The sequence below is a fragment of the Veillonella sp. VA141 genome (genome assembly GCF_003992175.1).
Classification (GTDB): Bacteria; Bacillota; Negativicutes; order Veillonellales; family Veillonellaceae; genus F0422.
Window position 1 is genome coordinate 295,990 of record NZ_RQVM01000002.1, and the last position, 13,777, is coordinate 309,766.

10 protein-coding genes and 1 other annotated feature are annotated in these 13,777 nt (G+C 40.1%); of the genes, 2 read left to right on the forward strand and 8 right to left on the reverse strand.

Going from position 1 to position 13,777, the window contains the following annotated elements; genetic code table 11:
• Positions 1 to 19: 19 nt before the first annotated feature.
• The 4 genes from EO112_RS03590 to yfbR all read right to left on the reverse strand — a co-directional run bounded on the left by EO112_RS03590 (position 20) and on the right by yfbR (position 6,212).
• Positions 20 to 1,246 carry an O-antigen ligase gene (locus tag EO112_RS03590; RefSeq protein WP_240629333.1) on the reverse strand — a complete coding sequence of 409 codons (1,227 nt, stop codon included), beginning with the start codon at positions 1,244 to 1,246 and terminating at the stop codon, positions 20 to 22.
• Positions 1,219 to 2,511, reverse strand: coding sequence for a folylpolyglutamate synthase/dihydrofolate synthase family protein (locus EO112_RS03595; protein ID WP_127162943.1), 1,293 nt, complete (start codon positions 2,509 to 2,511; stop codon positions 1,219 to 1,221). The genes EO112_RS03590 and EO112_RS03595 overlap by 28 nt, the downstream gene beginning before the upstream one ends.
• Before the next feature lie 11 nt (positions 2,512 to 2,522).
• Positions 2,523 to 5,183, reverse strand: a complete 2,661-nt coding sequence (locus tag EO112_RS03600) for a valine--tRNA ligase (RefSeq protein WP_127162945.1) — start codon at positions 5,181 to 5,183, stop codon at positions 2,523 to 2,525.
• 123 nt (positions 5,184 to 5,306) lie between these two features.
• Positions 5,307 to 5,517 (reverse strand) — a binding site (T-box leader).
• Between the two features lie 101 nt (positions 5,518 to 5,618).
• The gene (yfbR, locus tag EO112_RS03605) at positions 5,619 to 6,212 is read right to left on the reverse strand and encodes a 5'-deoxynucleotidase (protein ID WP_127162947.1); all 594 of its coding nucleotides are present in this window, start codon (positions 6,210 to 6,212) and stop codon (positions 5,619 to 5,621) included.
• A 102-nt stretch (positions 6,213 to 6,314) separates the two neighbouring features.
• Here yfbR and EO112_RS03610 point away from each other — a divergent pair, with 102 nt between their 5' ends.
• Positions 6,315 to 7,049: an adenosylcobinamide amidohydrolase gene (locus EO112_RS03610; RefSeq protein WP_127162949.1), complete on the forward strand. Its 735-nt coding sequence runs from the start codon at positions 6,315 to 6,317 to the stop codon at positions 7,047 to 7,049.
• 73 nt (positions 7,050 to 7,122) lie between these two features.
• Here the strand turns inward: EO112_RS03610 and EO112_RS03615 are convergent, their stop codons facing one another.
• Positions 7,123 to 8,100 (reverse strand): asparaginase, encoded by a 978-nt coding sequence (locus EO112_RS03615; RefSeq protein ID WP_126940953.1) that lies wholly within the window; start codon positions 8,098 to 8,100, stop codon positions 7,123 to 7,125.
• 167 nt (positions 8,101 to 8,267) lie between these two features.
• On the opposite strand from EO112_RS03615, the gene EO112_RS03620 reads away from it, so the two are divergent.
• Positions 8,268 to 9,713: an aminoacyl-histidine dipeptidase gene (locus EO112_RS03620; protein ID WP_127010251.1), complete on the forward strand. Its 1,446-nt coding sequence runs from the start codon at positions 8,268 to 8,270 to the stop codon at positions 9,711 to 9,713.
• Positions 9,714 to 9,898: 185 nt separating this feature from the next.
• On the opposite strand, the gene EO112_RS03625 is transcribed toward EO112_RS03620, so the two are convergent.
• The 3 genes from EO112_RS03625 to pheA form a co-directional block, all read right to left on the reverse strand.
• A complete protein-coding gene (locus EO112_RS03625) occupies positions 9,899 to 11,470 on the reverse strand; it encodes a methyltransferase regulatory domain-containing protein (protein WP_127162951.1) in 1,572 nt (523 codons plus the stop codon).
• A 427-nt stretch (positions 11,471 to 11,897) separates the two neighbouring features.
• Entirely contained in the window at positions 11,898 to 12,311 is a 414-nt protein-coding gene (locus EO112_RS03630) for a PepSY domain-containing protein (protein WP_127162953.1), read from the reverse strand.
• A 313-nt stretch (positions 12,312 to 12,624) separates the two neighbouring features.
• Positions 12,625 to 13,512, reverse strand: coding sequence for a prephenate dehydratase (pheA, locus tag EO112_RS03635; RefSeq protein ID WP_127162955.1), 888 nt, complete (start codon positions 13,510 to 13,512; stop codon positions 12,625 to 12,627).
• Positions 13,513 to 13,777 lie beyond the last annotated feature (265 nt).

Sequence of the window (13,777 nt, forward strand, 5' to 3'; positions counted from 1 at the left end):
ATACTTTTTAAGTTTTATATTATTTTTTATTTCGTATGACACTCATAGAAAAGCCTAATAGTTGCCACAAGACCATACTTACTTGCTGGCTATATAAAGCATGATCAAAGAGACCGCTTACCAAAACAACTACGGTAATCAAGGTCATACTATAGCGATATGGAATGGCAAGGTGCTTTTGTTTTTGTATATTTCTACTATGCCCTAATAAAATTGCTAACAACAAGCACAAGGAAATCGGACCCGTTTCTGCAGCCACTTGCAAATACAAATTATGGGCATGATAGATTATGACCGTTGGATCTTGGATAAAATAATTATAATCTGGATAGGTCATCCAAAATGCATCCCAACCAATACCAAAGATAGGAAAATCTTCTATCATGTACATAGTGCTATCCCATAATGCCCACCGGAGCATGACTGATGTATCTTGCCCACTAAAGAGCGACCACAATCGACTGGATACTTCCCCATGGTAAAAGAATAACACTAACGGCACTACTAGAAGAGCATATAATAATCTTCGCTCTACACAAATACCTGCCACAAATACAACAATAGCCAAACTAAGCCACATACCTCTCGAATAAGTAAGGACAAGGCATAGTAGCATACATATGACTGCTAATGCCATGTAAGCAAAGCGTTTCCAATCTTTAGCTTTCAATACCTGTATCGTTCCTAATCCACCAACGGATAGGACAAACAATAAATACTCACCCAATAAATTAGGGTTCTGTAACGTCCCATACATGCGCCGCATGAGTCCTGGAAAATGAACATTATCCACCCATTCATGAATATGTTCCGGAGTCATATAAAAATACTGATATCCCGCACCTAAGCACACGAGAACTCCAGTAATACAAAATAAGGACAAAAACGTTTTCTGCCGTAATTCATTATCTATATAATATGTCATCAACCAATAGATACTGCCATACATACCTATATGGTAGAACCAGCTCATAGCCGACCATTGTATATTCATGGAATTAGCGATAGAAAATCCCGTCCAAAGAATAAATCCCAAAACTGCCCATTGTAGCCAATGTAAGGCTCCAGAAAATCGTTGCCTATCAAATAGCAATGCTAGTATCCCCGCCACAAGTACAAGAATGTTGCCACCTATGGGTAATAATGGAATGCACACGGTGGCTCCATAGAGGAGGTAGACTATCCATTGGTCCACAGATAGTCTACGTAGGGCATCCATTAGTGCCTCATTTCTTGGGCGAGCCATTGTTGCACGTCCCCAAGAATGTATAAGGATCCCACCACAGCGATGATATCGCCTTCCTTAGTTATTTTCATAGCATGGTCTAAGCCCTCTTGGATTGTCTCCATAGGATCCGCTTGGACGGGCATTTGTTTGGCCAACTGTTGCGGTGCAATGCCTCGTGGTGTTGGTGCTGGCACCGTAATAACACGGTCTTTTTGTCCCACTAAATAACTAACCATAGTGGATACATCTTTATCTTCCAAAATTGATAAAACCACAGTTTTCGCTTTTTCTGGATACAGTTCATTGAAAGTCATAGAAAAGGCTTCTGCTCCGCTCGCATTATGAGCCCCATCTAAAATGATTGTCCTGCCATGGACTTTGAAGGTTTCAAACCGTCCTGGCCAAGTAGCACGAGCTAAGCCTTCACGGTACGTTTCTTCGCTCACTGCTGGTTCTTTGTCTTTCAGGATTTGCAATACCCTTGCTGCACACGCTAAATTCAGGGCTTGATGGATACCATGCATAGAAGTAAAGAGCATGTCTTTATGTCCTTCTTTATCTTTTACAGTAATCATTTGTCCCATCGCCATCGCACTGCGACTATCGATGGTAAAGTCCTCATTGAACACATGGTAGGTCACGCCTAGAGAACGAGCCGTTTCCTTGATCACATCTAGAGCGCTCCCTTGAGCTGCTGTTACAAGAGGTACTCCTTGTTTGATGATACCTGCTTTATGGCGGGCAATCTCCTCTACGGTATCTCCACAGTACGCTTGATGGTCAATGGTCACATTTGTAATTACTGCCACTTCTGGAGTGATGACATTCGTAGAGTCTAGTAATCCACCTAAGCCTACTTCGATAACGGCATAGTCCACACCTTGTTCTTGGAAGAATAAGAATGCCGCTGCCGTCAAGATTTCAAATTGTGTGGGTGCTTCCACACCGCGATCCATAATAGTTTTCACAGCATGGCTTACACGTTCAATCAAATCAGCAAAAGCCTCTTCTGTAATGCAGGCCGTATTCACACGCATGCGCTCCGTGTAGGATTGCAGATGCGGGGACGTAAATGTCCCCACTCGAAGGCCGCTCATATACAAGCCATAGGTAATATAAGTAGAAACAGATCCTTTCCCATTTGTTCCTGTGACATGGATAGTTTTATATGTATGTTGTGGATTACCTAGCTCTTCTAATAATGCAGTAATCCGTTCTAATCCTGGATGAATCCCAAAGGAGGCTACCTCTTCTAGGTAGGCAATCGCTTCCGTATAATTCATAATGGATCTCCTTATGCTAATGTTTTTAAGAACTCTTCACGTTCATTCAAGGCTTGTTGTTTTTGTTTGTATTCTTCCAATTTTTCTTTTTCTTTCGCCACTACCGCTTCAGGGGCTTTCGCTAAGAATCCTTGGTTGTTCAATTTACCTTCTAAACGAGCGATTTCTTTCAATACTGTGGCCTGTTCTTTGGCGATACGTTCTTTTTCTTTGTCTGCGTCAATTAAATCTTTCAACAACAAGTACACTTCTAAGCCGTTCACCACAGTTACTGTAGCGTTTTCTGGTTTTGGCGCATCTGGTGAAAGTACTGTCACTTTTTCTGCCCAACCTAAGGTATGGAAGTAATCACCATGGGTTTCTAAGATACCTTTCAATTCTTCTGTAGCAGGCACTAAGATAACTTCAGAACGTTTGCCCATTGGTACATTCATTTCTGCACGCATGTTACGAATACCTTTGATGCCGTCCATCATCACATTCATATGTGCCGCTGCAGAGCTGAAACCTTCCATGGATAATGTACTTGGCCATGGAGCGACCATGATGCTCTCCCCTTCATGTGGCAAATGTTGCCAAATATGTTCTGTTACGAATGGCATGAATGGGTGCAATAATTCCATCATATGACGAAGGATGGATACCAATAGGTATTGAGCTGTTTGACGGTCACGGCCACCTTCTTTGTTGTACAAACGAGGTTTCGCTAATTCAATGTACCAGTCGCAGTACGTATTCCAAATGAAATCGTATACAGCGCTCGCTGCTTCCCCTAATTCAAATTTATCAAGGTTATTCGTAATGTTTGTGACTGTTTTATTGTATTCTTCTAGAATCCATTTATCTGCCAATGTGTAGTCTTCTGCGCTTGGTACGAAACTTTCATCAAAACCTTCTAAGTTCATCAACACAAATTTAGATGCATTCCAAATTTTGTTGGCAAAATTACGATTTGCTTCCACACGTTCCATGTAAAAACGCATATCGTTCCCCGGTGTATTGCCTGTTACCAAGGTAAAGCGCAACGCATCGGCACCGTATTCTTCGATTACTTCTAATGGATTGATACCATTGCCCAAGGATTTACTCATTTTGCGACCTTGGCTATCACGTACTAGGCCATGAATGAATACGTGTTTGAAAGGAATTTCTTCTTTAAATTCTAAGCCCATGAAAATCATACGAGCTACCCAGAAGAAGATAATGTCATACCCTGTTACCATGACACTAGTTGGATACCAATGTTTCACTTCCTTTGTATTGTCAGGCCAACCCATTGTGGCAAATGGCCATAACGCAGAGCTGAACCATGTATCTAGTACGTCTGGATCTTGTTCTACTTTGCCATGGCAATGTGGACATTCTGTCAATGTTTCTGTCGTTACAATCGTTTCCCCACAATCTTGGCAGTACCACGCTGGGATACGATGTCCCCACCACAATTGACGAGAAATACACCAATCACGAATAGACTCTAACCAGTTGGTATATGTTTTAGTAAAACGTTCTGGTACAAATTCAATAGATTTATCACGTACCACTTCTAAGGCAGGTTTTGCCAATGGTTCCATAGATACAAACCATTGTTTCGATACCATAGGTTCTACTGTTGTGTTACAACGAGAACAATGACCTACACTGTGACCATGGTCTTCCACTTTTTCTAATAAACCTTGAGCCTCAAGTTCTGCTACTACTTGTTTACGCGCTAATTCACGAGGCATGTTCACAAAGTGACCTGCTCCTGCATTCATAGTGCCATCTGGGTTCATCACCACGATACTTTCTAAGTTATGGCGTTGTCCCATTTCAAAGTCATTAGGGTCATGAGCTGGAGTGATTTTTACGCAACCAGTACCGAAAGATTGATCTACGTATTCATCAGCAATGATTGGGATATGCCGATTCACGAATGGAAGCAATAATTCTTTGCCTACTAAATGGGCATAGCGCTCATCGTTAGGGTTCACCGCTACGGCTACGTCACCAAACATCGTTTCAGGGCGTGTGGTAGCTACTGTTAAAAATACATCTTCTTCCCCGATCACAGGATATTTAATATGCCATAAATGACCATTTTCATCTTCGTGTTCTACTTCGATATCAGATAAAGCTGTCAAACAATTAGGGCACCAGTTAGTGATGCGTTCTCCACGATAGATTAAACCTTTTTCGTATAACTCTACGAATACTTTTAATACTGCTTCATGGTAACCTTCATCCAAGGTAAAACGCTCTCTCGTCCAGTCACAAGAAGCACCTAAACTACGGATTTGTTTTACGATGGTGCTACCGTACTCTTGTTTCCACTCCCATACACGTTTCAAGAACTCTTCACGACCTAAATCATGACGAGATTTTCCCTCTGTTTTCATGATATTTTCTTCTACTTTTACTTGCGTTGCAATCCCTGCATGGTCTGTACCAGGCATCCACAACACGTTGTAGCCTTGCATACGTTTCGTACGAATCAAAATATCTTGCAAGGTGTTATCAAGGGCATGACCCATGTGCAATTGACCTGTTACATTTGGTGGCGGTAACACAATGCTGAAAGGCTCTTTATTTGTGTCCACTTCCTCATGAAAGTACCCTTTCTCTTCCCAATATGTATACCATTGTTGTTCAATCTCTTTTGGATTGTAAGTTGTGAGATTTTTATATTCCTTCATATGTCCTCCTAGTTCAAATATATCTTTACATTCCTACCCTTCAATTAGCATATTTCTATGGTAAACTTGCAAAGTCGCAAAAATGATAGATATTCTTTCTATATACAAAAAGACCCCTTCGTCCATTAGGACGAAAGGGTCTATACTTCCGCGGTACCACCTAGATTATTGCCGTAGCAATCACTCATTATCGTTAACGCTGATCAGCGGGCATACTTACTCTAGTTCACCATGCCAACTCCAAGGCTACCCTCTTTCTATTACATACATTGTTCCACCAACCCAATGCTCTCTGTGATGCGTTCAAAAGATTTTTCCTCTTCTTAGTCATTATCTATATAATATTAGTATACGTGAAAGCATGTAGCACCGTCAATATATCCGTCCATAAATCTATCTATATTTTTTACAGCAATCATCTATCTATAACATAAATTATTTTGCAAAGGATACATTCATTTCGTCCAAGGACTTCGTCAAGCTCGGAACATACACTTTCAAAAATAAATTCACCTCTGGTAAATTCATATCCTGCAAACGTTTATAAATACTGTCATAGGCTGCATTAAATTCATCATTACCAGCAGCTTTTTCTGTGACGCATTTCATAAATGCTGACATCGTATCTGCTGCTTTAATTAAAACTGCATATTCATCAGAGCTACCTAATAAAGCTTCCTCATAGCACGGTTGAACCTCTTCTGGTAATGTGTACCACAAAGTTTCATTTGCCAACTGTTCTACTTCTCCATAGAGAGCACGCAACTTAGGGTTAAAATATTTTACCGGTGTCGGCATATCTCCTGTAAAAACTTCACTCACATCGTGATACATAGCCAATACCGCTAATCGGTTCACATCTACAGCCCCATCAAAATAGGTATTCCGTAACACGCCTAATTGGTGCGCAATCATAGCTGTTTCCAAACTATGGCCTTGTAAGTTTTCTACTTCTGTATTGCGCATTAAGCTCCAGCGTTGAATATATTTCATACGCTGCAATAGCGCAAAAAAATGACTCTCTTCCATGATAGACTCCTCCTCAATGATTATATAATCTATTATACTATCCTAGTTCTTTTTATGGTACTATAACTATATAAAATAACATGTTACTTACTAGGAGGATATATGCCCAATTACAATCAATACAAGGTTCCTACTACACTACGTAGTGGTGGTTACGTGGACATCCATAGTTCAGCCATTACCATTACCTATGATATGCCCTATTATGCCATCAGCACAAGCCCTTTCAACGGTGGCCTACACCATGTCATGGCAGTACGCAATCAGCAATTAACTTTTTTTGTCAATAATGAAAGTGAATTACCTGGTGGGTCCACCTCTGCCTATTTAGCAAAAGAGTGCGTTCAATTAGACTTACCCATCCATTTCTGTACCGCTTTACTAACCACTGCCTCTATGAATCGTCACGCCTATGTCTGTCACTCAGAGGATTCCATTATCATAGAAGTCATAGCTACAGCGGGGGTTGAAAAAACAGCTCATCGAGCTGGTGATGGGTATACCTACTATGAAAAAGATGGAGTTTTTCACTCTGGAGGCACCATCAATCTCTTAGTCTTTACTAATTGTGCACTTACTGATGGAGCACTTACAAAATCACTTCTTACAATTACCGAAGCCAAAACGGTGGCACTTCAATCTATAGGAATCACTAGCGTTCTATCTAATCAGCCTGCCACTGGTACATCCACAGATGGCGTCATCATGACCATCGACCCAAACGGAGAGCTTCTGACAGATACAGGAACCTTCTCCCAATTTGGTGACACCTTAGCTAAAGCCGTGCGAAGTGCTATAGAAAAAGCATTAGAAAACACAGCTACCTTGGATCTGTAAATATTATGGACTTATTTGCTACCATTTCGTTAACCTAGACCTCTATAGAATGCATAGCAGAACAAGAGATGCCTTAATAGAGTGCAAATAAGTTCTCTAAATCTTCTCGACTTCGTTCTTGTTGTAAAGCCAACATCAAAAGAATTCTAGCTTTCACAGGTGACAAGGAATCGCTAACGATAAAGCCTTCTTTTACATCTGATGAATTACTGGACACAATACCATTTCCAATGCGAGATGATCGTACTTTGGGAATGGTAATTTTTTTGAGCGTATCTCGTACAGCCTGTGGCAATGTGCCATGCCCAAAACCACCCACAATTAACCCTTGTGATCGACTTGCTACCATAGTTAGTATTTCTGTATCCATACCTCCATAGAGATTCACAATTCCCACTTGTGGCAATTCCACTTCTTCACGCAAAATAAATTCGCTGTCACTTGTATGCTTACGACATGGAGTATAGTAAAAATAAGCCTTTCCATTTTGTATACACCCCATATGGCCTAATTGGGTATTTCCAAAGGTAGCCACATCGGTGGTATGTAATTTTGCTACTTCTCTAGCGCTATCAATGTATCCATTCATCACTACAAGAACACCTTGGTGGATAGCACTTTCACTGCGCGCCACTTGCACTGCTTGCAGCAAATTCACCGGACCATCAGCACTGAGTGCTGTAGCAGGACGCATGGAACCAGTCATCACAACCGGTTTCTTCGTATGTACCGTCAATTGCAAGAAATACGCAGTTTCTTCCATCGTATCTGTGCCGTGGGTAATAACAATACCACCTATATCATCTCGCTCAGCCACTTCATTCACAAGTAGTGCTAACCGTACCCACCGATAAGGGCTCATTTCAGAACTATCTATGTTAGAGAATTGCACACTTTCAAAAGGACCATACTCATTCAAAGCAGGCACAGCCTGTATCAAATCATACACGCCTATGGATCCCGCTCTATATTCCGTTAATGCACTAGACCCATTTCCTGTACCTGCAATGGTACCTCCTGTGCCTATAATCATAATCTTTGTATCCTTCATGTGATAACCTCCTTTGAAATCACTATTCTTATTATAGCATTCCTTGGCACACCATTGACATAGACTTTCATCATAAAAGAATCATTTATTCTTATATTGACCCCTTACGGCTAATAGAGTATAGTTATTTTATTGAATATTTCATCCATCCTAAGAAAGGGTTTATTATGACACATACTAACTATACAACTAATGTATTACACTGGTTCCGTGAAATCAGTCAAATCCCTCGTGAATCTGGTAATGAGCAGGGTATTAGCGATTTTCTAATGCAATTTGCCAAAGATAGAGGTTTAGAAGCAGAACAAGACGAAGAATTAAATGTAATCATTCGTGCTAATGCAACTGCTGGCTATGAAAATCATCCATCTATCATTTTACAAGGTCATATCGATATGGTGGCAGAAAAATCTGACACATCCACTCACGATTTTTCCAAGGACCCCATCGAGCTGATTGAAGAAGGTGAATGGTTGCACGCCAACGAAACTACTCTAGGTGCCGATAATGGCATCGCTGTAGCGATGGCACTGGCCGTGCTAGATGATCCAACCATCCCGCATGGACCTTTAGAATGCCTATTTACCACTAATGAAGAAACAGGTATGAATGGTGCCATGGCTGTGAAAGGTGACCGCCTACACGGACAATATTTGCTCAATATCGATACAGAACAAGAACATGAATTCATTGTAGCCTGTGCTGGGGGCTGTCGTTTGGACCTTACCTTGCCAACGAACGCTGTACCAACACCAGCTGGATTAACTGCTTTGAAAGTCTCCGTAGATGGACTCCATGGTGGTCACTCCGGCATTGAAATTGGTGAACAACTTGGTAATGCTGTGACAATCCTAGCTCGCTTATTAGTGGAAGCACAACAAGAATCCCCTATTTCTTTAAGCCATTTTACAGGTGGTTCTAAACATAATGCGATTCCTCGCTTTGCAGAGGCAACTATTCTTTGCCAACCTTCTGATGCAGATGCATTACAAGCTCATATTCAAGGAAACGCTGAGATCATTCGTCACGAATTATCTCCACAAGATCCAAATCTACAAGTGAAAGTCACTCCTTGTGACACACCTGCTACGATCTATAGTGATGCACAAGCACACACCTTCTTGCAATTCTTATACTTAGCACCTCATGGTGTATTTGGTATGAGTAAAAAGTTAGAGGGCTTAGTAGATACCAGCAACAATATCGCTATCGTAGAAGATAATGACACACAATTAGATATTCTTATCTCCGTACGTAGCTTGACTATGAGTCAACTAGCATACCTACGTGACCGCATCATGACATTGGCAAAAGCACATGGCTTCACGGCTTCCGAGCAAGGTCGTTACCCAGCTTGGGAATACGAACGTGGTAGCCGTTTAGAAGAACAAGCGATTGCTCTATACAAAGAGGTAATCGGTGTAGAACCTCATGTAACAGCCGTGCATGCAGGCCTTGAATGTGGCTTATTAAAAGCACAATTGCCGAATACACAAATGATTAGCTTTGGTCCTACTATCTTAGGTGCTCATACTCCAAAAGAACGGTTACACTTGCCAGCAGTAGATACAGTATCTAAATTCTTATTAACCTTATTAGAAAAATTACAATAACACCATACACAAGGGGGATCGCTACGCGATTCCCCCCGTTGTATACACATCATTATGAATGTCCTGCCCTTTGTATATTCTCTAGCACAACAAAAGAGCTGTACTTACATGTCACATAGACATGCTAGTACAGCTCTTTTTAATAGGAAAAGCTACATCTACCATCTAGGCAGACATACATCCATCTACTTATTACACAGGAATCCAAGACGTCCCAAATCATCTAAAACACCATCTACAACGGTACGACCAGCTATTTCTACCACTTTTCCAGATGATTCTGTTTCATTTACTTTTAACTTTTCATCTGCCAGTACATAGAGTTCTTCTAATGTTTTTGGTGTTTCTAACTCTTTCATCATCAGCACATGTCCAGAGTTAAATCCAGTGATGCTGTCGTTGTATAAGTCGGAGATATTAATGAACTTATCACCGCCTCTATCCACAACAGTTTGTACATAATTAGCCATCTCTTTTGGCACTGTGGACATACCTTCTTGGAATGTAGTAATTTCTTTTTTCTCCGTCACAGGTACAATGAATCCACATAACAAGAAACGAATGAGCATACTGTATAATTCTATTTCATTGTATTCTACACCATTCTGCAATCGTTCCAGTTCTGCTTTACAATCTGCGACATTAAAGAATTCTCCTTTTCGGCATTGATTTACAATGGCTTGCTCTATAGCATTGTCAGTATCCTTCAACTCTTTACCTTTATTAACCATACCAAAATACAAAGAATCTATAGTTTCAATTAAAAACTCTTCATTATGACGTAGTAAATGAGCTTGCGACTCATGGCATAATAGGGAACGACGGAATTGTGTGTCATAATAAAAATCTAGAATTTGTTCCTTTGTATTCCAATCTCCACCTGACATAGTATTAATTAATTTCCTACGTTCTTGTTTCATCCAAGTAATCGCCGACAATTGGAAATCTGTATCTGCTACATATACCATGTTATAGTTTTTAGCTCTCTTAATGAAATCACTCACATATACCGGATCATTGATAGGTTCTAAATATTCATGAGCAATATAATAGGTTTTGTGATCCAATGCCGAATCAAAGCTATTTGTTTTCCACTCCAAGGTAGGAACAAGATCTTTAGACTCTTTAATAAGCTCATTCATATGATGTACAAAGGAAATTCCTTTTTCTGTACGTTCTAATAAATCCATACCTTGATCATTTTGTGTGGCAAACATCATCATTTCACGAACTTGATTCAATCGATGCCAACCTGGGTATACGTTATAAGAAATGTAGGCTACTCCACGTTCGGACAAGTTTACATTACAGATTTCTAAAATTTTATCTTTTACCACATCTGGCACCCAAGACCAAATCCCATGAACGATAATATAATCAAAGGTTCCAAAGTCTTTGTCAATTTTTAGAATATCTTGTTCTACTAATTTTACATTTTTTAGCTTCATAGCGTTGATGATTTCGTTACCAATTTCAATTTGAGATTCGCTAAGATCAACCCCTACAAAAGTAGCCCCTTGGTGATACACAGCCTGCCCAATGATATTCCCACCCATAGAACAACCTAGTTCTAACACGCGAGCCTCTTTAGCTGGAACTGGATTTAACCCCCACAATTTTGCCTTTGCTTCTAAACTATTAATGGAGGTAACCCCAAAAGATTTAGATGGATACACTAATTCATTATAGGAATTTTTTAAGTGTTCGATTACCTCTGTTTCTTCTTTTGTAATCGATGTATTTTGGTTTAACTTCATTTATAATTCCTCTCTTATATTTTCTGCATAGAACAATCTAATCTATAAGGTCATAACATTTCTTATATTCAATGTAATCAATTTAATTATAGCAAAGTATCCTAATTTTTGCGAATATTCTATGGACTTAGTTTATGATACCTCGTATTCATTACCCATACTATGATGACTACTAATATAGGTACCAAGTATCCTATACATAATACTACTTAGCTATTAAAACTCTATCCATAGAAGCAAAAAAATACCTAACCCAAAACTTAGGTTAGGTATTCTTAATGCATCCAATATTATTCTACACCATAAGAATCTGTCACTAGGTATTATTCTGCAATTTGTACTGGCACAACAGTAGTCGCTTCCAATACATTGCCTACTCGTTTCGGTACCACAGTGTTAAAGACTATCGTATTTAAAATAAAAACTATTAATGCCCTTCTTTAACTTGGAAGATCTCCCCAGTAACAGCGTCGATTTTAATTTCTACTTCCCGTGTTAAGGTTTCCCCATCGATTTCATAATGAGCGCGACCATGATCTGTATCGAACTTAACTTTTTCAATGCGATAGTCAGGGTATGCTGTTTTGAAGATTTCCATCGCTTTTTCTTGCGTAATTTGTACTTGTTGCTGCGTTGCTTGTGGCGCTACAGCTCCAGTTTGTCGTACAGCGTTACTTGTCGTTCCTGCTGGTGTCCCATTGACCACTGGCGCTACTTGGGCTGACCCTTTTACAGCTGGAATGGCACGTACATACTGTTCACGATCGTGATACCAGAACCACCCCATTGCACAACCTGTCACGATTACGCCTACTAAAAAAGAAATAATGCTTCGTTTCATACTATGTCTCCTTACTCAAATTTCACATTCTTAATACTCACATAGAAATTGGCGACCGCCTATACTAGATTTGCATAGTACATTAGTATAATATGTCTGCATAATACATCTACACAGTATATCTATATATTTCTATATGGTTCATAGAAATATAGTATCATACCTCTATTTCTGTGGGCAAGGGGGTAAATCCAAACTTCACCAAACTTTTAAATTACTCCTCTTATACTACCCATCATTACAACATCTAGAAATCGCAAAACATTATGTCTCTATATTAGCATTCTATAGCATCAAAATTCTGATTGAACCCTCACAGTACATTATAGATTTTATAATGTCCTAATACTTGCAAGTAATTGGACAGTTCTCGCACTTCTGTTAAAGCTTGTTGTACTACTTCTTCACGGCCTTCCCCTTCTATATCAATGTAGAAAAAGTACTCCCACGGCGTGTGCATACATGGTCGTGACTTGATATTCACCATGTTCAGCTGATGATTTTCAAAGACTCGTAATACTTTCACCAGTGCTCCTGGCGTATTCGGTGTTTGTACAATGATACTTAACTTATGGGCATCATGAATCACTACATCCTTGTGGGTAATAATGAAGAATCGTGTAAAGTTTTCCTTGAAGTTCGCAATGTCTGGCGCCAATAATGTGAGTTCATATAGTTCTTTAGCGGATGCATTGGCAATGCATGCTTTCGTGATATCCTGGGTATCGCTTACATATTTCGCACTCATAGCGGTATTGTTCATAGGACCTAGTTGCCACGAACTGTGTGTCGCCAAAAATTGCGAACACTGCATGAGTGCTTGCTCGTGGGAGTACACTTCTCGAATCGTGTCAAGGCTGGCTCCCGGTATCCCCAGCAAACTATGGCTAATACGATGTCGCACTTCTCCTACGATGTGGATATTCTTATCTTTGATTAAATCCGTACTATCTCGCACTTCTCCGACAATGGAGTTTTCAATAGGCAATATAGCATAATCGATGCGCCCTTCATGAACAGCCTGTACGAGCTCACGATGACTTTGACAGCGCTCAATCCGTTGTCCTTCCACGGATCCGCCCTTTTCTATATATTTTGAAAGTACATTCTGTAACACTTCATAGGCATAGGCCCCAGGTACGCCTGTATAGCCTAGCACAGAGTGTGCCAACTGTAGATCCGTAACTCGTTCATCTGGCATAGTAACTCCTCCTATATTCCGTTCCTAACATTGACATATGTACTCTATTATACACAAAAGTACATGAAACCTTAACTAGTATATATATTTCTTGTAAGATAGGTCTGTACAGACCTTCCTCTTTTCCCTAAAATTATACATAGCTACTTTTCTCTAGTTCCCTCATAGCGCCCCTAGGCGATGTTAGTGGTATCTAGACAACAATATATGAAAAAAGCGCGGCATGCTCCGGAGCAAACCTAACGATAGTATCAGTTTGTGGAGG